Source organism: Coprococcus sp. BIOML-A2 (assembly GCF_009875795.1).
In the GTDB taxonomy this organism is placed as follows: Bacteria; Bacillota; Clostridia; order Lachnospirales; family Lachnospiraceae; genus Coprococcus; species Coprococcus aceti.
Map to the genome: position 1 here is coordinate 588,743 of NZ_WWSI01000003.1, position 21,759 is coordinate 610,501.

General features: G+C 44.0%; 18 protein-coding genes, 6 tRNA genes and 1 rRNA gene. All 25 read right to left on the reverse strand.

Features of this window, described 5'->3' with window-relative positions:
- Window positions 1-22: 22 nt before the first annotated feature.
- Window positions 23-985: a glycosyltransferase family 2 protein gene (locus GT575_RS09485; RefSeq protein ID WP_055147031.1), complete on the reverse strand. Its 963-nt coding sequence runs from the start codon at window positions 983-985 to the stop codon at window positions 23-25.
- A 25-nt stretch (window positions 986-1,010) separates the two neighbouring features.
- Window positions 1,011-1,952 carry a hypothetical protein gene (locus tag GT575_RS09490; RefSeq protein WP_055147034.1) on the reverse strand — a complete coding sequence of 314 codons (942 nt, stop codon included), beginning with the start codon at window positions 1,950-1,952 and terminating at the stop codon, window positions 1,011-1,013.
- 146 nt (window positions 1,953-2,098) lie between these two features.
- Window positions 2,099-4,675 carry an ATP-dependent chaperone ClpB gene (gene clpB, locus GT575_RS09495; protein ID WP_161171910.1) on the reverse strand — a complete coding sequence of 859 codons (2,577 nt, stop codon included), beginning with the start codon at window positions 4,673-4,675 and terminating at the stop codon, window positions 2,099-2,101.
- A 130-nt stretch (window positions 4,676-4,805) separates the two neighbouring features.
- Entirely contained in the window at window positions 4,806-6,254 is a 1,449-nt protein-coding gene (locus GT575_RS09500; RefSeq protein ID WP_161171911.1) for an LPXTG cell wall anchor domain-containing protein, read from the reverse strand.
- Between the two features lie 207 nt (window positions 6,255-6,461).
- A complete protein-coding gene (locus GT575_RS09505; protein WP_055147043.1) occupies window positions 6,462-7,910 on the reverse strand; it encodes a glycoside hydrolase family 1 protein in 1,449 nt (482 codons plus the stop codon).
- Window positions 7,911-7,975: 65 nt separating this feature from the next.
- Complete coding sequence (locus GT575_RS09510) at window positions 7,976-8,698, reverse strand: NAD-dependent protein deacylase (RefSeq protein WP_022216138.1); 723 nt, start codon at window positions 8,696-8,698, stop codon at window positions 7,976-7,978.
- Window positions 8,699-8,721: 23 nt separating this feature from the next.
- Window positions 8,722-9,981: a CdaR family protein gene (locus tag GT575_RS09515; RefSeq protein WP_022216139.1), complete on the reverse strand. Its 1,260-nt coding sequence runs from the start codon at window positions 9,979-9,981 to the stop codon at window positions 8,722-8,724.
- A complete protein-coding gene (gene cdaA / locus GT575_RS09520; protein ID WP_055147046.1) occupies window positions 9,971-10,894 on the reverse strand; it encodes a diadenylate cyclase CdaA in 924 nt (307 codons plus the stop codon). Before cdaA ends, GT575_RS09515 begins: the two co-directional genes overlap by 11 nt.
- Window positions 10,895-10,985: 91 nt before the next feature.
- The gene (locus GT575_RS09525) at window positions 10,986-12,008 is read right to left on the reverse strand and encodes a hypothetical protein (protein WP_022216141.1); all 1,023 of its coding nucleotides are present in this window, start codon (window positions 12,006-12,008) and stop codon (window positions 10,986-10,988) included.
- Window positions 12,009-12,010: 2 nt separating this feature from the next.
- Window positions 12,011-12,442 (reverse strand): hypothetical protein, encoded by a 432-nt coding sequence (locus GT575_RS09530; protein WP_015533974.1) that lies wholly within the window; start codon window positions 12,440-12,442, stop codon window positions 12,011-12,013.
- Between the two features lie 124 nt (window positions 12,443-12,566).
- Window positions 12,567-13,310 (reverse strand): tetratricopeptide repeat protein, encoded by a 744-nt coding sequence (locus GT575_RS09535; RefSeq protein ID WP_015533975.1) that lies wholly within the window; start codon window positions 13,308-13,310, stop codon window positions 12,567-12,569.
- A complete protein-coding gene (locus tag GT575_RS09540) occupies window positions 13,307-14,254 on the reverse strand; it encodes a vWA domain-containing protein (RefSeq protein WP_015533976.1) in 948 nt (315 codons plus the stop codon). The genes GT575_RS09535 and GT575_RS09540 overlap by 4 nt, the downstream gene beginning before the upstream one ends.
- Before the next feature lie 19 nt (window positions 14,255-14,273).
- Window positions 14,274-15,305: a VWA domain-containing protein gene (locus GT575_RS09545; RefSeq protein ID WP_015533977.1), complete on the reverse strand. Its 1,032-nt coding sequence runs from the start codon at window positions 15,303-15,305 to the stop codon at window positions 14,274-14,276.
- Window positions 15,296-15,772, reverse strand: a complete 477-nt coding sequence (locus tag GT575_RS09550) for a hypothetical protein (protein ID WP_055147058.1) — start codon at window positions 15,770-15,772, stop codon at window positions 15,296-15,298. The genes GT575_RS09545 and GT575_RS09550 overlap by 10 nt, the downstream gene beginning before the upstream one ends.
- Before the next feature lie 45 nt (window positions 15,773-15,817).
- Complete coding sequence (locus GT575_RS09555) at window positions 15,818-16,708, reverse strand: DUF58 domain-containing protein (RefSeq protein WP_022216145.1); 891 nt, start codon at window positions 16,706-16,708, stop codon at window positions 15,818-15,820.
- A gap of 16 nt (window positions 16,709-16,724) precedes the next feature.
- Window positions 16,725-17,714: an AAA family ATPase gene (locus GT575_RS09560; RefSeq protein WP_015533980.1), complete on the reverse strand. Its 990-nt coding sequence runs from the start codon at window positions 17,712-17,714 to the stop codon at window positions 16,725-16,727.
- A gap of 283 nt (window positions 17,715-17,997) precedes the next feature.
- Window positions 17,998-19,668 (reverse strand): Na+/H+ antiporter NhaC family protein, encoded by a 1,671-nt coding sequence (locus GT575_RS09565; protein ID WP_161171912.1) that lies wholly within the window; start codon window positions 19,666-19,668, stop codon window positions 17,998-18,000.
- Window positions 19,669-20,652: 984 nt separating this feature from the next.
- Window positions 20,653-20,832 carry a DUF951 domain-containing protein gene (locus GT575_RS09570; protein ID WP_015533982.1) on the reverse strand — a complete coding sequence of 60 codons (180 nt, stop codon included), beginning with the start codon at window positions 20,830-20,832 and terminating at the stop codon, window positions 20,653-20,655.
- 115 nt (window positions 20,833-20,947) lie between these two features.
- Window positions 20,948-21,020 (reverse strand) — tRNA-Phe (locus GT575_RS09575).
- An 11-nt stretch (window positions 21,021-21,031) separates the two neighbouring features.
- Window positions 21,032-21,105 (reverse strand) — tRNA-Met (locus GT575_RS09580).
- Window positions 21,106-21,119: 14 nt separating this feature from the next.
- Window positions 21,120-21,201, reverse strand: a tRNA-Tyr gene (locus GT575_RS09585).
- Window positions 21,202-21,238: 37 nt separating this feature from the next.
- Window positions 21,239-21,311 (reverse strand) — tRNA-Thr (locus tag GT575_RS09590).
- A 16-nt stretch (window positions 21,312-21,327) separates the two neighbouring features.
- Window positions 21,328-21,399: transfer RNA gene (locus GT575_RS09595), tRNA-Glu, on the reverse strand.
- Window positions 21,400-21,415: 16 nt separating this feature from the next.
- Window positions 21,416-21,487 (reverse strand) — tRNA-Asn (locus GT575_RS09600).
- A 146-nt stretch (window positions 21,488-21,633) separates the two neighbouring features.
- Window positions 21,634-21,759 (reverse strand): 23S ribosomal RNA (locus GT575_RS09605); the annotation flags it as partial.

The window sequence follows — 21,759 nt, forward strand, 5'->3', positions numbered from 1 at the left end:
GTTCCTATTATACTCATATATATCACTGTTTTTCAACAGTAAAATTTAACATGTCCTTGTACTGGCCATACTCGTACTCATTATAAAAATATTCCTCAGGTCTTGCGGATATTCCAAGCTCGTCATACCATTCGCCGAGAAGCTTCTCTCTGAGCTTTGTCTTTGTCGGCTCCGCCAGCGTGTTGTAGTTCCACAGGCTGAAGTGAAGAGCGTAATTTATATAGTCCTTCTCTATCTCTGTGTACAGACCGTGATCCTTCAGCATCTGTCTGAGTGCCAGCAGCATGTGATAGAAGTTATCCCACGACTTCTCTCTGGTCTTGGACAGCGAATCCCGGGTATCCACTCTTCTGTGGATGAGTATCTCACTTACTGTACATATGCGCTCAGCCAGCACCAGCGCGCTGAACACGAACAGCGCATCATTTGTGGTTCTCTGCTCCTGAAATTTCAGATCATTCTTCATCACAAATTCCCTGAGATACAGCTTATCCCACGCCCATCCCACAAATGCTCTGAATATATTTGTGGATATCTGTCTGCGGTTAAACGGCTCATACGGTGGAAGTGCCCACTCTATCATGGCCCACTTCTCATATACATACTCCTCAGTATCCATGTTGTACTGGTCTGATTTGTAGATGACTATCTCCGCCTGCTCCTCCTCGGCTCTGCGGAAAGCCTTCTCTACCATCTCAGGCTCGTAGAAATCGTCGCAGTCGAGAAACAGTATATATTTTCCTGTTGCCTCCTGCATTCCACGGTTTCTTGCCGCACCCGCTCCGGCATTCTTCTCTCTTATAAGTACGATCCTGTCATCCTTCTGCGCATACTGTTCTATGATCTGCGACGAATTATCGGTGGATCCATCGTCAACGCATATTATCTGTATATTTCTAAGGGTCTGTCCGGTTATCATGTCCAGACATCCCTCTATGTAACTCTCCGCATTGTATACTGTCAACACAATCGATACATCAATCACTGATACACCCCCTCCATCTCATCTGTTAGTTTCTATGCAAAAGCTTCTTTACAGCCTTCTTCAGTGTCACCGGAACAAACATCACAGCCTTGCCCACACGGAAAGTGGTTGATGTCTCATAATTGATCCGCTGAGCTTCCATCTCTCTTCTGAGTTCATCATTTTCTCTGTGACTCGCATCCAGCTCTTCAGCGCGTCGCCCCAGTTCATTGTTAAGGTCAAATATCTTTTTGCTGTAGACTACCTTGCCGAGATAATATCTCTTGAGAAATCCCGGATCCTTAGCAAGAACATAAAGCCCTGTCTTCTCCTCCTGGCTGAACAGCTCCTGGTCAAGCTCATCAAGTTCCATGCTCCTGTGGAAATCAACAGCCATACGCTCAGCAAACTGCCAGCCCGCATCCTCTGTCATCCAGTGAAGCATCTCGTAGTAACATCTCCATCTCTGAAGAGTGTAATATCCCTTCCACTTCTCCCACACAGACCAGTCCTGCATGAGATGATCCTTTATGCGGTCGTAGGTTATATTGACCGTGTACGCCGCATCCACATCGTCTATCCACACTGTGTCTATCTCAACTCTGTCACACATGTCACAGGCTGCAAACATCGCCCTATCAGCATGTACAAATGCCATCCACAATATATACAGATCAGGAAACAGCCCCTGCTGATGTGCCTCCACTCCGTCGCAGTATGTGTCCAGAAAGCTTCTGCTGTAAAGCCCCGCGCACACATGCCGTATCGCTATCGATATCTCAGGAGACGATGCCAAGCTCATAACCACTTCCCGCTGGACACTGTCATCCATTCTGTCATCAAACACTCCGATAAATTCCAGTTTTCCCTGCACGGCCCTTTCTGCCAAATGCTTCACAGCCTCCTCCGAAACAGCCACGCATGGTCTCGCCAGAAAAACATAATCGCCAAGATCTATCTTTTTTAAGCTGACATTCTCTGTACTCACTCCCTGCCCTCCTCATGTAAATTTCAAATAATATACCGAACATTTTTCATCAGCGCCAATTATACCATTAATTTCATTTTTTGTGAATACAGAGAAGGGCACAGGAGTATTACCCCTGTGCCCTTCTCTGTATGACCTGTATTATTTTATCTCTCATTTCCTGCCACAAGAGCCGTTCCATCATAATCGATGACTATGGCTGACTGTGTGCTCACGCTGCCCGCAAGTATCATCCTGGCAACAAGCGTCTCCACATTCTTCTGCAGATATCTCTTGAGCGGTCTTGCACCATACACCTGATCATATCCCTGATCGATGATGTGCTGCTTTGCACTCTCCGTAAGTTTGATAGTGATCTCCCTGTCTGCCAGTCTGCTGTTGAGATCTGCCATGAGAAGATCAACGATACCACTGATGTTGTCCTTGGACAGTGCCCTGAATGTAATGATCTCATCAATACGGTTCAGGAACTCAGGTCTGAATCTGCTCTTAAGCTGAGCCATTACGTCATTCTTCAGTTCATCTGTGATCTCTCCGCCGGCAGCTGCAATATCTGCACCACCGATATTTGATGTCATGATAATGATCGTATTCTTGAAGTCCACAGTTCTGCCCTGAGAATCCGTGATACGTCCATCATCAAGCACCTGAAGGAGCACATTGAACACATCCGGATGTGCCTTCTCTATCTCATCAAAGAGGACAACCGAATATGGCTTTCTACGAACAGCCTCTGTCAGCTGACCGCCTTCATCATAACCTACATATCCCGGAGGCGCTCCTATAAGTCTTGACACACTGTGCTTTTCCATGTATTCACTCATATCGATACGGACCATGTTCTGCTCATTGTCAAACAGCGCCGCAGCAAGACTCTTTGCAAGCTCTGTCTTACCTACACCGGTTGGTCCAAGGAATATAAATGAACCGATTGGCTTGCTAGGATCCTTTATTCCTGCTTTTGATCTGATGATCGCATCGCTGACATAGTCAACGGCTTCATCCTGACCTACAACTCTCTTCTTAAGTTCACTGGCAAGATTAAGAGTTTTACTCTTTTCACTCTCCGTAAGTTTTGCAACAGGTATTCCCGTCCACTTGGATACGATCTTGGATATCTCGTCCTCTGAAACCACCTCATGTACGAGCTCCCTCTCCTTATCTGAAGCTGTAGACTCAGCCTCTGCAAGTTCCTTCTGGATAGCAGGAAGCTTACCATACTGAAGCTCTGCTGCCTTGTTCAGGTCATAGTTTCTCTGAGCAGCCTGTATATCGGCCTTGACCTGCTCCATCTCTTCCTTGAGTGTTCTTATCTTCTCAACTGCAGCCTTTTCATTCTCCCACTTTGCTTTCAGGGAATTTGCCTGATCCTTGAGTTCTGCCAGTTCAGCCTGAAGGTCTGCCAGTCTCTGCTTTGACAGATTATCCTCCTCCTTCTTAAGGGCTGTCTCCTCAATCTCCAGCTGCATTATCTTACGTGTGATCTCATCCACTTCAACAGGCATTGAATCAAGCTCTGTCTTGATCATGGCACACGCCTCGTCAACAAGATCTATTGCCTTATCCGGCAGGAATCTGTCTGTTATATATCTGTTGGAAAGAACCGCTGCGCTTACAAGGGCACCATCTGATATCTTAACTCCATGGAACACCTCGTACCTCTCCTTGATTCCTCGAAGGATAGATATTGTATCTTCAACGGTTGGCTCATCCACCATAACCGGCTGGAAACGTCTCTCAAGAGCCGCATCCTTCTCTATATACTGTCTGTACTCGTTCAGTGTTGTGGCACCTATACAGTGCAGCTCACCTCTGGCGAGCATAGGCTTAAGCATGTTTCCCGCATCCATTGCACCATCAGTCTTGCCTGCTCCGACGATAGTGTGAAGCTCATCGATGAACATAATCACTTCACCCTCAGACTTCTTAACCTCATCAAGGACATTCTTAAGTCTCTCTTCAAATTCACCTCTGTACTTGGCACCGGCCACAAGAGCTCCCATATCAAGTGCAAATATCTTTTTGTTCTTAAGTCCCTCTGGCACATCACCTCTGAGTATCCTCTGTGCAAGTCCCTCTACAACCGCAGTCTTACCTACGCCAGGCTCACCGATAAGCACCGGATTGTTCTTTGTCTTCCTTGACAGGATCCTGATCACATTTCGTATCTCAGCGTCACGTCCTATTACCGGGTCAAGTTTCTGCTGTCTTGCCCTCTCGACCAGATCATATCCGAACTTCTCCATAGCCTCATATGAGCTCTCCGGATCATCGCTGTCCACCTTGTGGTTACCTCTGATTTCTGCCAGCTCCTTGAGGAATGCATTCCTGCTAACTCCCCAGCCTTTAAGAAGCTCCTTGATATCCGAATCAGCCTTATCCACCATGCCGAGGAACAAATGCTCAACAGACACATATGTGTCGCCCATCTGCTTCGCTTCCTTCTCTGCCTGGATGAGAGCCTTTGAGAAGTTATTTCCGGCATACATATTGCCACCGCTGACCTTCGGCAACCTTGCCAGCTTATCCTCCACCGCATTCACGGCACCAGTAACATTCACGCCCATCTTCTCAAATATCTTGGCTATCAAACTGTCATCTATCTCAAGCAAGCCAGCCAAAAGGTGCATCTGCGTAAGTTCCTGATTGTCGTACTCCAGAGCTTTTTCTTTTGCTTTCTCTACAACTTCCAACGATTTACGTGTGTATTTATCCATCTCCATAGCTGTTTACCTCCTAAACTAAACTTTCAGGGAACTGATACCTTAATATCACTTCCCTGTCTGATGATAATATAACACACTTGTTAGCACTCGTCAACACTGAGTGCTAACATTTTTTTATTATTTTAAATTATTTCTCTCTATGGTAAACTACCACCCCGGCAGCCCCTAATAAACATGCCATCATGACTATGAGCATCAATGCCACATTTCCGTCATCTCCGGTATTTGGTACACCTGACCCCTTTTTTGAGTCTGCTACAGTTGTATTCTCTGTTGAGGTCACGTTAGTTTTCTCATCGGTTGTCTGTCTCTCTGTTGTTACCTTCTCTGTCGTCTGCTCACTTGACGTTGGTTTTTCAGTTGAAGGTTCATTTGTAGTCGGTTCATTTGTTGCTGGTACATTCCCCTTCTTTACCACTACCTTTGCAGCAGGAGATGCATAATAATTTTTGGTCTCCTTATATCTCACATAATAATTTCCATCTGCAAGTTTCTTAAGTACCGTGCTTTCACAATCCAACCATTTTTTCTTGTCGACACTATATTCCATTGACGTCTTCAGATTAGATATCTGACCATCATTTTTCCCATCCACAGTTTCTGCCGTTGCGACCAAACCTGTAGGTGCCTTCTGCTTTGCCTTATCTATTGTGAACTCTTCCACGATCTGTCCATGCATGGTATTCTCACCCTTGATAGTAACTGTAGCTGTTCCCGCATCAATATTATCCGCATATACACATGAGTAACTTTTTCCCTCTGTCAGAGTCTTTCCGCCATAAGAAACCGTAACCGCAGGTTTCTTTTCTTTTCCATCGTACACATATGTTTTTGGATCAATGCTGACAGCGACATCTGCATCATCCGACAAGCTGCGGTAACGGAGAATAAAATCCTTAGCCTTGGCTCCTGTCTCATCATCAATGATTGTCGTTCCTTCTACAGAAAGTCCCTCTGGTACAAACTCTTTCACGCCGTCAAATCCATCTGCAATATTCCCAAAGTTGCTAAGTCCGTTACTGTTCTGTACCGTGAATACACAGTCTGTATCCATCTCAAGTTTTTCAAACCAACACTGTGAACCGTTGAGTGTCACATTTGAGCCATTATTCAGACAGATTCCATCATTTGTCATCCAGTTGATATCATCCGTAATGAATTTTACATTTGACAAAGTCAGCATAGCATTAGTAAATCCAACACTTCCATTTGTGATACCGCAATTTAATGTTCCGTTTTTCACGTATAACGAATAATCAAAATTCATCATCTGCAAAGTGACACTTTTACCGTTGAGATCTATAATGATATGTTTATTATGTTCACTATCATTGTATCCTATAGAAGCCGAAGGATCATATATATCACTAATTATACATATTGTATAGCCATTCTGTGCGGCTGCAAATGCATCAGCCAGTGTAGCATATGATCCGATCTCATCGCCATTGCCATCCGTCACAATTGCCACATCCCCATCCGCGGCCTGCACCTTCACAGAGTTCTTTCCCGCAATAATCACTACAGCAAATATACATGCCATAATCAACCCAGTTACCAATTTCTTTGATTTCATAATTATCCCTTTCCTCCTGTCTTTAATCCCTGGCAGTTACTGCCAGATATTGCCATCAACATAACAAATAATTATAATACACTGGGGCTTTTAGTAAACTAGCCAAACGGCTAGTTTTAAAAATTAAATGACTAAATGCATAACTTTAGTACGAAAAAGAACCAGCACTTATGTGCCGGTTCTCCCTGTTCTGATATTATTCTATTATCACAGCTCCTCACCATTGGTCTCTATAACATGTTTGTACCAATAATAAGAATCCTTCTTGTATCTGTTCAGAGTTCCACTGTTCTCGTCCTCTTCTCTGTCCACATACACAAATCCGTATCTCTTCTGATATCCGTTGAGCCAGCTGAGAAGATCTGTGTAAGACCATGTGCAGTATGCCAGGACACGGCAGCCATCATCACACGCTTTCTTGAGCTCCTCTATGTGATGTTTCAGGTAATCTATCCTGTACGGATCATGGATCTCCCCATCCTCGAACTTGTCAAATGCACCGAGACCATTCTCAGATATTACGATCGGAAGGTCGTATCTTGAAGTGATCTGTCTGCAGCACATACGAAGTCCCATCGGATCGATAGTCCAATCCCAGTCCGTTGTAGGGAGGAATTCATTTGCAGGATTCTTGTAGAGTCCCGGAACACCCTGAACCTTTGCCGTGCCCTTCTTGCCGGTCGTGTTCATCTCGTGAGTCGTTCCCACTCCGTCTATCGGGTTGTGCTCGACAACGCATGACTGATAATAGTTTACACCCATGAAATCTATGAGACCTGCAGCCTTCCTGAGGATATCCTCGTCACCGTCCTCCATAACCGGAGTTAGATCCTTGCTCTTGAGGTAAGCAGCGGCAGCCCTTGGATAACGGCCATAGGCATACATATCCATCCAGTAGAAGTTGTTCAGATCATCATAATCCATCTTCGCCATCGCATTTTCAGGCTTTCTGTCAAATGCGTATGACGGTGTATATGCGAAGGATGAACCGACCTTAGCATCCGGGCAGATCTCCTTGAGTGCAATAACACTCTTGGCGTGTGCCATAAATGCATGATGGTTTACCTGATAGAACATCTTCTGGTCATCAACCTTTCCTGGTGGGTGCATTCCTGCATTCCAGCCAAGACCTGTAAATACATTCTGCTCATTCATGATTATCCAGTGCTTTACCCTGTCACTGTATCTCTCAAACAGAACCTTTGCGTATCTGACGAAATCATCGACTATTCGTCTGCTCTCCCATCCGTGATACTGCTCCTCAAGTGCCTGTGGCATATCCCAGTGGTACACTGTTACCATAGGAACAATTCCATACTTAACCAGTTCATTGATCAGGTCATCATAGAACTGTAAGCCCTTTTCATTTATCTCGCCATTGCCATCAGGTATGATCCTTGGCCAGGATATTGAGAACCTGTAAGTCTTAAGTCCCATCTCCGCCATAAGTGCCACATCTTCCTTGTATCTGTGGTAATGGTCAACCGCCTTATCACCTGTCGTAGCCTTAAATGTTTTTCCCGGGATCCTTACGAACTGATCCCAGTTGGATGGGCCTTTGCCATCCTCATTCCACGCTCCCTCTATCTGATATGCAGCAGACGCACTGCCCCACAGGAAATCTTTCGGGAAGCCATTTGATCTGTCAAAATACATAAACCGTCCTCCATACTATATAGAATCTGTATAGCATGCCTTCAACATGCCTTTGTCGTCATATGCTACAGACTGCCCAGCACATCTCCTATCTTATCCGCTATCAGAAGATCTGCATTGCTGTCCGACTGTGTCGGGGACATATTTATAACCACCAGTTTCCGCCCCCTGAAATATCTGATAAGTCCTGCTGCCGGATACACAACAAGCGATGTACCACCGATTATCATCGTATCCGCCTCGGATATATACTGGAGTGCCCTCGACATATTATCCTCATCAAGTGCCTCCTCATACAGCACCACATCCGGTTTTACAGTGCCTCCGCACTTTTCACACTTAGGCACACCATCCGAATTGACTATATAATCCAGGTCATAGAAAGCATGGCATTTCTCACAGTAATTTCTATGAACAGAACCATGGAGCTCTATGACATTCCTGCTACCTGCCATCTGGTGAAGTCCGTCGATATTCTGCGTTATCACCGCCTTGAGCTTTCCCTGTTTCTCAAGCTCCGCCAGCTTTATATGAGCCTTGTTCGGCTTTGCATCAGCAAATATCATCTTGTCCTTATAGAATCTGTAAAATTCCTCCGGGTTCCGTCTGTAAAAGCTGTGGCTGATTATAGTTTCCGGCGGATACTTATACTTCTGATTATACAGTCCATCCACACTTCTAAAATCTGGTATACCGCTCTCCGTCGATACTCCTGCACCGCCAAAGAAAACGATATTATCCGAATCTTCTATGATCTGTCTCAGCTCATTCAACTTTTCTGTATCCATATACATACACCTCCAGACAATGACTACTGTGTCTCAGTAACCTTTACCATAACTGTACACGTATTTACCACGGTGTACTTATCTCCATCAGGGACACTGAGCGTGATCGTATTATCGCCATATGAGAGCTTGGAAGCATCTATGGACAGCTTCAGGCTCTTGGCCGATACCTTGGACACCGCACTTGAGATTCCGCTCACGGTTATCGTATTGCTATCACCCATGCTCATCTCATAGCTGTATCCACTCTGCTTGCCCCTCAGGATGATATCCCCTGTGGTCACCGTTATATTTCTTGTAACTGATTTCTCGATCGCTATCTTCACATTGATGTATGCGCTCTCCTTTGTCACGACCACACCCTCTGGAAGATACTTTGATACATCAAGTGTCGTCTCAACATCTGCTGTACATCCGCTCACATCAACATCCGTTATATCAAGGCTTGTTATATCCTTTATTATCGATGCGTCTCCACCTATATCAACGGTCTCCGGTACATATGTTATATCTGATACAAGATATCCATCCGCAGGATCTCCTGTGACATCCACATGAACAGGTATATTCTTAGTCTTGTATACCGGAACTGTGACTGCTATCGATATCTCATCGTAGGATATCGACTTGTCTGATATCTTCTCACCATCAGCGGTTACAAATACAGGAGTACAGTTTGTCGTTATATCATCCTTTGCACTGGTCACATCAACTGTCACCTCTGCACGATCTATGCTCGAAACTATACTTGCAGCACCCTTTATCGTTATGAGGTTTGGAGCTGCCACACTGTTACCAACCGTATATCCGGAAGCAACCTCGCCTGTTGTCACCACGGACACAGGAACTGACACTGACTTCTCGTCCTCAAGTTCAACTGACAGCACGTTGTCCACAACAGTTATGCTGACCTTTTTAGCTATGTTGGTGCTGTTCGCAGTTACAGTGATAGGCACCGCATTTGTTATGGATATCTTTGACATATCCGCTACAGCCTTGAAATCCGACGCATCAAGATCGCTTATAAGTGATTTACGTCCTTTGACGACTATATCCACGGTATCACCTGAAGTTATCGTGTACAACTGATTCTGACTTGTTATGGCGTCAGTATTTACCAGATTGACCGGAATGTCCCTTATGGTCCTTGTCACGGCTGAATCATCGATGTTCAGTACAAGAAGCCACACCAGAAATCCAAGCACAACCGACAGAAGCTTAAGACCTATATTGCTGTATATCTTATTTGCCTTTTTCTTAGGCTCTGCGCTGTTATTTTTCATTCTCATCAGCCTCCTTTCTGGAAGCTTTATTCTTATTCTCCACAACGACTCTCTTTCTCCGCTTAACCGGACGGGCACCTGAAGACCTGTGGCTCTTTCTTCCATTATACTCCTTGCACAGCGTCTGAAGATGCCTTCTCACGCCCTCGCTGTCCAGATTCCTGAAGAGCTCGCCTCCCTGTGCAATGGATATTGAACCTGTCTCCTCAGATACGATAAGAGTCATACTGTCTGACACCTCACTGATACCTATACCGGCTCTGTGTCGTGTTCCAAGCTCCTTGTTGATGGAGTCATTTGCAGACAGTGGCAGATAACATGTGGCAGAAACTACCCTGTTCTTTCTTATGATCACCGCACCATCATGAAGCGGTGTGTTGTGCTCAAATATATTGAGAAGTAACTGGTTAGTCACGACCGCATCGATCGGTATTCCCGTATCAATATACTCGCCCAGTGCAACTTCATTCTCAATGACTATGAGTGCACCGGTACGGTTTGCAGACAGGACCTGGGCCGTCTTCACAAGCTCATATATCGTTTTCTCCGATATAACACCATCATCCTCGCCATCTCGTATAATGTAATTGATCAGCTTCTTTCTTCCAAGCTGTTCAAGTCCTCGTCTGAACTCCGGCTGGAACAGGATCACCACCGCTATTATTCCCACACTGAATGCATTCTTAAGCAGATATAAGATCGTATTGAACTGGAACACCGCCGCAATGGCAGTGAAGAGCACGATCATAACTATACCCTTCAGAAGAGTCCATGCTCTGCTCTGCTTGAACCACAACATGATCCTGTATATAAAGAATGACAAAATAAGTATCTCTATTATATCTACTGTGCCTGGAACTGTTATATAAAACCAATCAAAATACGTTGATATAAACGTTGATATCTTATCCATTTCATCCTCCTTTCGGTATATAAATACTCCGTATAATTAATGTGACCTGACAAAAGTCAGGTCACTCACATGTAAGCTCTTTTCAATGTATCTATCTTGTTGATCCTGTAACAGAATCTTCCTTTGCCGCAGACCGGCTTCTCTGTGCGCCTGATCCGGACGAAGTCGACCTCTTCTGCTGTGGTCTTGGCGATGGCTGCTCTCTTCTGGCTGCCTTTCTCTGGGCACCACCCATGACCTTTGGCACAGCCTTTACATAGTAGTAGTAGTCATCGTCCTCAAACTGTGTATTCTCAACACTTGAGTAGTCCACAACTATCTTGAAGAACTGAACCACTATGGCCACCAGTATCGCCAGTATGCATCCAAGCAGAGCCCCCGCAAGGGATACCTCAACTTCCATGGACAAAGTTCCAACCAGGAACAGTATGATCTCTACCACACCGCCTGTGATGATGGCAACGTACCATGAATATGCAAATGACATTCTATATATTATGTATGTAAGAACTATAACAACTGCAAACACTATTATGGTGAGCAGAAGTGTCTTATCCTGCACCAGATGCTGGAAAATATACTTGTATCCCTCTATCAGATCACCCTCTGCTGAACTTGAGCTTAAAGCAACGTAATCAGCAGTATGCTTCAGGAAGAAGTAGAATATACAGCCAAATGCTGCAGGAACCATTCCTGTGAATCCAGCTGTCATTCCAGCCAGGATCGGCATGAAATACTGGAACTTTATAATGTAAAAGAATGGCATAAACAGAATGATCCATGATGCCTTAGGGAAAAATCTTATATATACACAATACATTATCACAAATATGACAACAAATGAGATTCCAAGCTCCAGACTTGCGCTGGCAACCTGGGCACATGCGTACAGTCCTGCAATGGCAAGTGTGAGCTGGCCTGAAAGGAACGCACACACAAAAGCTGCTGCCAGGACCACTACGATACTGCTTATCGTGCTGTTATATCCTGTAAGATGGTTTATTGACCAGAACACAACAAGTGCCAGTATAAACTTACACAGTGGTGAAACAAATTTATCATACTTACTACAAAAATTCTTTACTCCATCGCGGAAATCCAGAAGTGTTGACATTATCAGTTAGCCCTCCTCTTTTTTTTGACAGAACGGCGTGTTCCGTCCTCGTTCTCATAAAATTCTATCAGTTTCTTAAGATTCTGGTTATACTTTATGAGTTTTGGCTTTGCCTTCATATATCTGTATGTATATAAGACCCACGCGAAAAGCGCAAATGCAATACACACCACTGCATAGCCGCCCACAATGCTGCTCGCCACCTTCACATAGTCAAGCTCTGTGAGCTTCTCAACTATATCTGCAAGATTATAGTATATGTAAGCTGCGGCAAAAACTACAAACAGCACCGTAGATGAAACAATTGTCTTAAGACAGTTAAGCTTCACATAGTCACTTTGAAAATATTTACCCTTTTCGAGATCCTCACGCCCAAGCGACTCCTTGTACATGGCGATCTTCGTCATTAGAATGACCTTTTCTTCATTTACCATTGCTCGATTCTATCTCCTTATTCTGGTCACTTTTCCACAAATGACCATAACTAGCAGTATTATACCCCGCGTCTTAATATTGCGCAAGTTTTATATTTAGAATTTAATGTCTATTAATGTATGATCACCAAGTGCGTCCGCCGTAGTAATCATGTTCATTTTTGTATGTCTCGTATGCATCCATCTCCTGATTTCGTTGCTCAAGACTGTCTCCCTGGATGGCATCGAGCTGCTTTCGTATCTCCGATTCCTTATCAGAAGACTGAGGCTCCTGTGTATCCTCTTCGTTTTCATCGTCACTGCCCTGATCCTTCTGGTCATTTGGATCCTGATCACCTTTCTGATCCTGTTCCTCCGTCTGCTTCCTGAGCTGTTCCTCAAAGGCATCTATCTCATCCTTCAGAGTCTGTGCATCCTCGTAATGTCCATCCTCATCATCCCTGTGAGCGCAGTCATTCTCTATGAGAATGTCCTTTGCCCCCTCAAGTATGTCTATCACCTCATCCAGATTCTCTTTGGTAACACCATCAGGATCTATCTGCTTCACTATGGACAGCGCGAGGTTGACCCTTGTCTTACAGTCGGACTCACCACCCGGCTTCTTTTCAAGTGCCTTACGAAACTCCTGCTCGGCGCCCTCGTAATCTCCCTGACTGTAATATACATCACCAAGATTATAATGGTATATATGTGGCTGAGTAAAGCCAAGCACGGCGTTCACTGTGCTGTCCACATATTGTCCCTTTTTGTATTCACTTATAAAATGCTCATTGCACAGATAATTCACCAGAAGCACCGCCATACACAGCAGGCTGACAGCTCCGGTCACTGCAGCAACGATCTTTATTATTCCTGATCTGTTTTTCATTTTATGACTTTCTTTCTCATATCAAAAAATTCATATACAACAAGTCCTGCAAATAATGCTGCAAACAGATAATATATATCCACATATCCTATAGTCTTACCCTTATCCGTTGACTCAGCGGTTCCCCGTGACTTCTCCACAACCTTATCCAGCGCAGAACCATCGTTCATATTTATATAGTCGACGCCCAGATCATCGGCAATCTTTTTCAGATTATCCTCATCGATCTTCGACACCGCTGGTTTATACGGGTAGTCCGATGTGTCCTCAAGCAGCTCCTTCCGGTCATCGTAATATGATTTCACATACATGTTGCCGCCTTCCTTTGTGCCGTACCCCAACACTGCGCCTCCATCAATATATTTTTTCGCCCCGTCAAATGACTTGAGTCTGTCGTCGTTGGTTATTTCACCATCGCTTATAAAGAACACGACCACATTTCCATCATTTTTCTCCTTTGCACGCTTAAGGGTATCCGTCATCACATCTATGCAGACATTCATGGACGACCCCCTGGCATATAGCGAATCCAGCGGATATATTGAATCCAGAACACTTTTTGCAAAATTTGAATCATCCGAATATGGCGATATCAGATTTGCACTATTATTGAAAGTTATGACTGCAAATTTAGCACCGTCCATCTCATCAACTATGTGCTCGCAGTCTTTCTTCACCGCCGTCAGCCTCTCTGTATCCCCAGCATAATCCTGAGCCAGCATGCTTATGGTGTCATCCACAACGAACAGCACATATGTGTCAAGCTTCCGGACACTTGTCTCCACGTTGCTGCTTGGGACCATGATCCTCAGATTGATGAGAAATATCAGTATGATGGCAGCTATCTGCCTTATATATGCGCTTCTCTTCCGCCTTTTCAGGAACGCCATGCCAACGCACAATATGAGCATAAGCCAGATTGGTATAATTGGATCTATTCTCATAATTCTCTCCTGTAACGTCTTATAATTTGAGCCAGCGGCCAAGTCCTAGCATTCCTGCAAACAGAACCAGCATCAATACAAATGGATATAACAGCTCAGGTGTCTCAACATCCACCATCCTCACCTTGACCAGATTCTTACTCAGCTTTTCTATCGATGATACTATCTCTCCAAATGATCCGGATTCCTCCTCAAGATAGAATTTACCACCGGTCTTCTCCACCGCATTCTTCATGGACTCCTTGTTTTCCGGTGTCATCTCCTTTGTTCCAACTCCATACACCGTGACATTGTTTGAAACACATATATCGGCCGCCTCATCCAGAGTTGCCACCGGTGTTCCCTGTATATCATTGTCAGTGGAGAATATTACCACCTTTGTCCTCTCCTTGTCAGCATCCGAAAAATCGATTGCCGCAGCAGCAAGGCCGTCCCCTATAAGTGAGCTTCCCCTCTGCTCATTTCCAATCAGAGTTCCAGATGATATATATGCCTGATAATATATCCAGTCGTACCCCGATGAAAATGCATCGTCCAGATTCACTTCATTTCTGCTCTTCAGACACTGTGCGATCAGATCAAGCTGATCCTTCACATACTCATAATCATCCGTGAGCGGAGTAAGCAGCACCGGACTTGTGTTAAATATCACGATTCCAAAACGTTCGCCCTGAAGCTCATCAACTGTTTTCTTCAGCTTGTCCAGCAGATTCTCGTTGAGATAATCCACGGATGTTGATATGTCGATACACAGAATGATGTCCCTGCAATACTTTTCATCCTGCATACGCCTGCTCGTGTATGGTTTTGCCATGAGCAGGAATGCCGATACGACAACCAGTACGCAGCATATGAGCGTGGCTGTAAGCCCGGTCTTATATAATATTTTTCTTTTCCTGAAATATGCCTCATCTTCCTGGAATATGAGCCCTGCGATCTTTTTTCCTCCGGCATATTCCTTTGTCTTTTTGTATTTCACAAACACAAATACCAGCATAAACAGCGCAATAGCCAGGCCTGCATATAGAACAATATGATATTTTATTGCCATCTCTCAATCAAACTCCTTGTCTTCTCAAGGGAAGCCCTCACATCACCATCGGACTTTCTTGCAAATTCCGGCGCATAATACTCAGCCACAAGGTAGTACAGCTCCGGCATGTTTAATCTTTCTATATCATACAGAGTATAATTCTGAACCCTTATGCCGGTTGCAGCATGAACAAATCCCCTGATACAACGGCTCATACGCTGATATGCACCTCTTACATCAAGTTTTCCCTGATCATACTGTCCCGCAATATCCGCCAGTTCTGACAGATATCTGGCCTTCACTCTACCCATATCCATAGGCGCAGGCTTCACCACCTTCGGCAGCTCCGCCGCCATTTTTCTACGTCTTCCCAGATACCAGCAGACACCAAAGAACAACAGCACTGCGGCTGTTATCGCTCCGGTCAGCACGATCGGCCATACCACATACGAAAGCGGCTCCTGCAAATTCACTGAACTTTCCATATCTTATATCTTCTTCCTCTTATCTCCGGGCATCAGCCCATTTAACTACTTTCCAGAGCTCTCAGTCTTGTGCTTGTTGAGCAGCTCTACTATCTTTTCATCCATGCTGTCAGAAGACCTGACCGTCAGGTACGAAATACCAAGTTTCTTAAGCTTGTCGTCACAGGCACTTGAAAGCTCCTGCCTTTTCCTCTCTTCTTTCTTTGCCAGCTTCATGTCCCTGGTAAAAAATTCAGGAATATATGTGTCACCGGATATGTCATATACATTCTTACCGTTCATCCCGGCATCCTCAACATTTATAAGCAGTATATCATGCAGTACCTTTAACTGCTTTACAGTTGCCTCCGACATATTCAGGATACCTCTGGTGTCCGTCACCACAAGTATGATCATTCTCCTCCTGAAATTCCTCGCAATGAAGCTCAGCGCATCCCCCGTATCCGAGTCATTAGTCATGGTAACGTTCCTGTGGTAACCCGCAAGAATATTTTCGACATTTGCAAAGCCTGTCTTAAACGGATAGTGCTCCACGCCCCTGTCTGAAACATAAGTAGCGCTCACATAATCACCATTGTCACACACCATATATGCCAGGGTTCCTGCCGCCATAAGTGCAACGTCACTCTTCTCCTGAACATCATTGGCATATCCAAGCATACGTTTTCCGGCATCCATCACCAGCATTATATTATGCTTCTTCTCGGCGATATACTGTCTGACCAGAAGCTTCTGGCTCCTGGCAGATGCTTTCCAGTCCATGTCCTTGATATCATCGCCAACGACATACTCCCTGAGCTCATCAAAGTTCATACTCCTGCCCTTATAGATGGAATTGTACGAACCATCGATTATCCTCGACGTTGCCTTGGTAGTATATATGGTCTTATATCCCTTCATATTTCCCTGTATTCTGGATATATATGTCATCTTCATAATTAACTGTCTTCCCCTACGGCGTCTTAACCGAACCTATTATGGCATCTATAATCTTCTCAATCTTCACGTCTTCCGCAACAGCGGCAAATGTAAGCATGATCCTGTGTCTCAGGACTGAATATCTGAGTGCTTTCACATCATCAGGAACACAATATCTTCTCCCATTTATAAGTGCGATCGCCTTTGCTACCTCCATGAACGCAATAGCCGCTCTTGTGCTCGCACCCATGGCAACATACTGTGCAAGCTCAGGTGCAAGTATCTTATCCGTCATTCTGGTTGCCTGAACTATATCAACTATATATTTCTTTATCGCCGGATCTATATAAATCCTCTTGCACAGCTTCTGAAGATACACCACATCGTCAACGCTGGCAACGGACTTCACGTCTGAAAAAACTCCTGCCTCCACTCTGTTGAGTATCTCCATCTCATCCCTTGCGCTTGGATATGTCACAGTCTCCTTGAGAAGGAATCTGTCAAGCTGTGCCTCTGACAGCACATACGTACCCTCAGATTCGATCGGATTCTGGGTCGCTATTACCACGAACACCTCCGGCAGCTTATATGTCTTTCCTCCTATACTGACTTCTCTCTCCTGCATCGCCTCCAGCATGGCACTCTGTGTCTTCGCACTGGACCTGTTTATCTCATCGAGTAGTACAAAGTTCGAATAAACCGGACCTATCTTATCCTCAAATGTATTGGTCGCCATGTTGTACATCTGGGTTCCAATTATGTCGCTCGGTATAAGATCCGGTGTACACTGGATCCTTGAAAATGATCCATTAACCGCCTCTGTCATAACCCTGGCAGCAGTGGTCTTGGCAAGTCCTGGAACGGATTCCAGAAGCACATGACCGTTTGTCATCATTGCAACCAGAAGTGAATATCCCAGATAAGGCTGTCCCACAACCTTACTGTTATAGTAACTCAGCAAATTGTTGATTATCTCCGAAGCCTTCTGGACTTCTTCATTTGTTATCTCTCTGTTATCCTGCATAACTACTCTCTTTCCTTTATTTATTATGATGTCTGTCTCCCCGGCATCTATGGTATATAGAATATACCTTTACATGTGATTGCTCAAGTTAACAAATATAAAGTGCCCATGCTATATTTTGTCCATATAAACAAAAAAGTGACCAGGGGGTACCTGGTCACCATAATGAGGGGAGAGAGGATTCAAATAAATGAAAACTCTACTCTCACATATTAACTTATGTTCCATCATAAGTCAACTATTTTTTTCGTTAAATATACCTTTTATTTACAATTTGATCTGCCTACTCCGCATCCGCTACTCTAGTATCCGCATTCACATAACTTGCAGGATTCCTGCGCTTGATGACCCTGAGTACAAATATCAGAAGAACCATCATTGCTATGAATATCGGAAGCATGATAAACCACTTAACATGCAGATGGTATGTAAGCGGTCCAACTATAGCATATGACACGAATGACATGATAGCCGCTGTTATCGCATATGGAAGCTGTGTTACCACATGATTTACATGGTTACACTGCGCTCCTGCTGATGCCATGATAGTGGTATCTGATATAGGTGAGCAGTGATCTCCACACACAGCTCCAGCCATACATGCTGATATCGCTATGATCATAAGCTCATTATTCTTACCCTCAAATACTGCACACACAATAGGGATAAGTATTCCAAATGTTCCCCATGATGTTCCTGTTGCAAACGCCATGAGACATCCAACTATAAATATAACCGCAGGAAGGAAACTAAACAGACTTCCCGATGCAGATGTCATTGCTGTCTGTACAAAATCCTTTGCACCCATCATATCGGTAGTTCCCTTGAGCGTCCATGCGAATGTAAGGATCAGTATAGCCGGTACCATTGCCTTAAAGCCCTCTGGTATAGCCTCCATACATTTACCAAAATCCAGGACTCCTCTTATCACATACAGAAGAATTGTAATAAGCAGTCCGAACAAGCTTCCAATTGCAAGTCCAACAGATGCATCACTGTTTGAGAATGCCTCTACAAAGCTTACACCGCTGAAGAATCCACCTGTGTAGATCATTCCTATAATGCAGCAGATAACAAGACATATGATAGGTATTATAAGATCAACTACCTTGCCGTTGCTGTTGACCACATCAGTCTCCTCTGCTGTGACAGTCTTCTTGCCATCTCCCATTGAGAGAAGATCTCCCTTCAGGGCATTGAGCTCATGCTTCTCCATGGAACCAAACTCAACCTTCATAACGATCATTGCGATCATCATCGCAAGTGTGAGGAATGAATAATAGTTATATGGTATGGCCTTTATAAACAGACCAAAGCCATCCTCACCCTTTACAAATCCACTGACGGCCGCAGCCCATGATGATACAGGGGCTATGATACATATAGGTGCCGCTGTTGCATCTATAACATATGCAAACTTCGCCCTTGATATCCTGTGTTTATCAGTTACAGGCTTCATAACGCTACCGACTGTGAGGCAGTTAAAATAGTCATCGATAAATATCAGAACTCCCAAAAGAACTGTGCAGAGCTGCGCGCCCTGTCTGGTCTTGATATGGGTAGCTGCCCAGTCACCAAATGCCTTGGATCCACCTGCCTTGTTCATAAGTGCAACTATGGTTCCAAGAATGACAAGGAATATCAGTATACCTACATTATATGAATCTGAAAGCTGTGCGATCAGTCCATCCTGCAGTACATTCGATATACTGCCCGTAAAACTGAATCCGGAGGCAAACACACTTCCTATTACAATTCCTATAAACAGTGAACTGTAAACCTCCTTCGTTATAAGTGCCAGCGTGATAGCGACAACCGATGGTACAAGTGCCCAGAATGTCGCATATGTCGATGGCGATGGAATCTTATCTACATATATAGACAGAATTCCGAGAACCGCAATAATGAGAATTACCACGGCAATGGCAATAAGATTTTTCTTGCTACTCTTCATCTTGATCCTCCCTGATCTTTTTTCGTATGCATATTATCTGTGATAATTCATCTGTGGAATAATGTATTATCACGTCATATAAGTAAAGTTATATCACATAAGCATGCCATTTGAATAGTGCAAATGTCTGATTTATTCCTTTTCAGTCAAAAACAGTCAAAATTTATTATGAATATGTGAATATGACGGAAAACAGTCAAATGCTATTGCATAAATAACATTTATGTCATATTATCAGCTTGTAAGCAAGAGATACAAGAACAGCAGAAACATCTTCAGCTTACACTGGAATTTGACAATTTACTATTTTTTGTTTTTACTCCCTTTTTTCGTAGTCAGAAATGACTACACCCCCCAATCCCTTAATTGACGCAGCCGTCAAGCGGCTGCGTCCCTCCCTTAAAGGTGAGTAATCAAAGGTTATGATATATTCAATATCAGCTCACAAAAAATCTTATATAAATAAAAAGAGCAGAAGCATGATCGCCTAATCGTGATTCTGCTCTTTTATTATTATATATCTCTTCTGTATTGCGCAACTTGCCTGTGTGCAACTTGCGCAATATCGTTGCGTTATGTTACATTAGATGATTTTTTACGATTATACATGCAAAAGTAGTCAAAAACAGTCAAAATCGCCAACAAATATGGCATTATAACCTAAATGAGCCAAATGCTATTGCAATCCTGATCCATTTATCATATTATCAACTTGTAAGCAAGAGATACAGAAAAACAACAGAAAGCGTTGACAGCTTACAATGAAATTTGACAATTTACTATTTTTTGTTATTTACTCCCTTTTTTGTAGTCAGAAATGACTACACCCCCCAATCCCTTAATTGGCGCAGCCGTCAAGCGGCTGCGCTCCTCCCTTAAAGAGAGTAAAGCTAATATATGAGTTATACTCAATCGGCTCACAAAAAACTTTATATAAAAAAAGAAGCAGAATCATAATCGCCTAATCATGATCCTGCTTCTTTTTTATTCTTCAATAAATCCCTTGAAGTTCTTCTCCACCAATTTTCTGGGCACCATGACCTGATGATCACAGCCAGTACATCTGAGTCTGAAATCCATTCCTACTCTGAGTATCTCCCAAGAATTCGTTCCACAAGGATGCGCCTTCTTCATCTTTATAACCTGTCCAACCTCAAATACCATTCTGATATCTCCTCCTTCGGAATCCTATAAATATACATACTGTACGTTTTGGAGGGCTTTGCCCGCATAAACAAATAAAAGCTGAAACTCATAAAAGTTTCAGCTTTTCATCTAGTGCCCAAAGCTGGAATCGAACCAGCGACACGAGGATTTTCAGTCCTCTGCTCTACCAACTGAGCTATCTGGGCTTACATAAAAATAGCGGGGACAGGATTTGAACCTATGACCTTCGGGTTATGAGCCCGACGAGCTTCCAGACTGCTCCACCCCGCGGCAAAAAAATAAAATGGGCGGAGATGGATTCGAACCATCGAAGCATTACGCAGCAGATTTACAGTCTGTCCCCTTTGGCCACTCGGGAATCCACCCATTTATTGCTTTTGGCAACTTCTTGCTTTAAGCAAAAAGCCGATGATCGGACTCGAACCGATAACCTGCTGATTACAAATCAGCTGCTCTGCCAATTGAGCCACATCGGCATATTTAATTGTCAAATGACCCCAACGGGATTTGAACCCGTGTTACCGCCGTGAAAGGGCGATGTCTTAACCGCTTGACCATGGGGCCAGGTTTTCAAAAGCAGCTCCCCGAGTAGGGCTCGAACCTACAACCCCTCGGTTAACAGCCGAGTGCTCTACCATTGAGCTATCGAGGAATATCACCTGGTAAACCACGGCGTCTTTGTCAATGTTAACACATTTGACTTGAAAATGCAAGTGTTTTTTATATTTTTTTAACTTGTACCTTCAGAATTTCACACAGAAAGAGGTATCTTCTAAAGCTTATCTCTTAGAAACCTCTAAGGATAAGTCCTCGACCTATTAGTACTTCTCAGCTGAGTGCGTTACCACACTTACACCTGAAGCCTATCAACCTTGTAGTCTTCAAGGGGTCTTACTCCGAAGATGGGATATCTTATCTTGAGGG

Bases quoted from the DNA above. Each gene is read 5' to 3' on its own strand.
- GT575_RS09530 (WP_015533974.1), bottom strand. From the start codon at position 12,442: ATGGTAAATGAAGAAAAGGTCATTCTAATGACGAAGATCGCCATGTAC.
- GT575_RS09560 (WP_015533980.1), bottom strand. From the start codon at position 17,714: ATGCAGGATAACAGAGAGATAACAAATGAAGAAGTCCAGAAGGCTTCG.
- GT575_RS09540 (WP_015533976.1), bottom strand. From the start codon at position 14,254: ATGAGAATAGATCCAATTATACCAATCTGGCTTATGCTCATATTGTGC.
- GT575_RS09565 (WP_161171912.1), bottom strand. From the start codon at position 19,668: ATGAAGAGTAGCAAGAAAAATCTTATTGCCATTGCCGTGGTAATTCTC.
- GT575_RS09500 (WP_161171911.1), bottom strand. From the start codon at position 6,254: ATGAAATCAAAGAAATTGGTAACTGGGTTGATTATGGCATGTATATTT.
- GT575_RS09515 (WP_022216139.1), bottom strand. From the start codon at position 9,981: ATGAAAAATAACAGCGCAGAGCCTAAGAAAAAGGCAAATAAGATATAC.
- GT575_RS09570 (WP_015533982.1), bottom strand. From the start codon at position 20,832: ATGGTATTTGAGGTTGGACAGGTTATAAAGATGAAGAAGGCGCATCCT.
- GT575_RS09550 (WP_055147058.1), bottom strand. From the start codon at position 15,772: ATGGAAAGTTCAGTGAATTTGCAGGAGCCGCTTTCGTATGTGGTATGG.
- GT575_RS09525 (WP_022216141.1), bottom strand. From the start codon at position 12,008: ATGTCAACACTTCTGGATTTCCGCGATGGAGTAAAGAATTTTTGTAGT.
- GT575_RS09535 (WP_015533975.1), bottom strand. From the start codon at position 13,310: ATGAAAAACAGATCAGGAATAATAAAGATCGTTGCTGCAGTGACCGGA.
- clpB (WP_161171910.1), bottom strand. From the start codon at position 4,675: ATGGAGATGGATAAATACACACGTAAATCGTTGGAAGTTGTAGAGAAA.
- GT575_RS09505 (WP_055147043.1), bottom strand. From the start codon at position 7,910: ATGTATTTTGACAGATCAAATGGCTTCCCGAAAGATTTCCTGTGGGGC.
- cdaA (WP_055147046.1), bottom strand. From the start codon at position 10,894: ATGGATAAGATATCAACGTTTATATCAACGTATTTTGATTGGTTTTAT.
- GT575_RS09555 (WP_022216145.1), bottom strand. From the start codon at position 16,708: ATGAAGATGACATATATATCCAGAATACAGGGAAATATGAAGGGATAT.
- GT575_RS09510 (WP_022216138.1), bottom strand. From the start codon at position 8,698: ATGGATACAGAAAAGTTGAATGAGCTGAGACAGATCATAGAAGATTCG.
- GT575_RS09545 (WP_015533977.1), bottom strand. From the start codon at position 15,305: ATGGCAATAAAATATCATATTGTTCTATATGCAGGCCTGGCTATTGCG.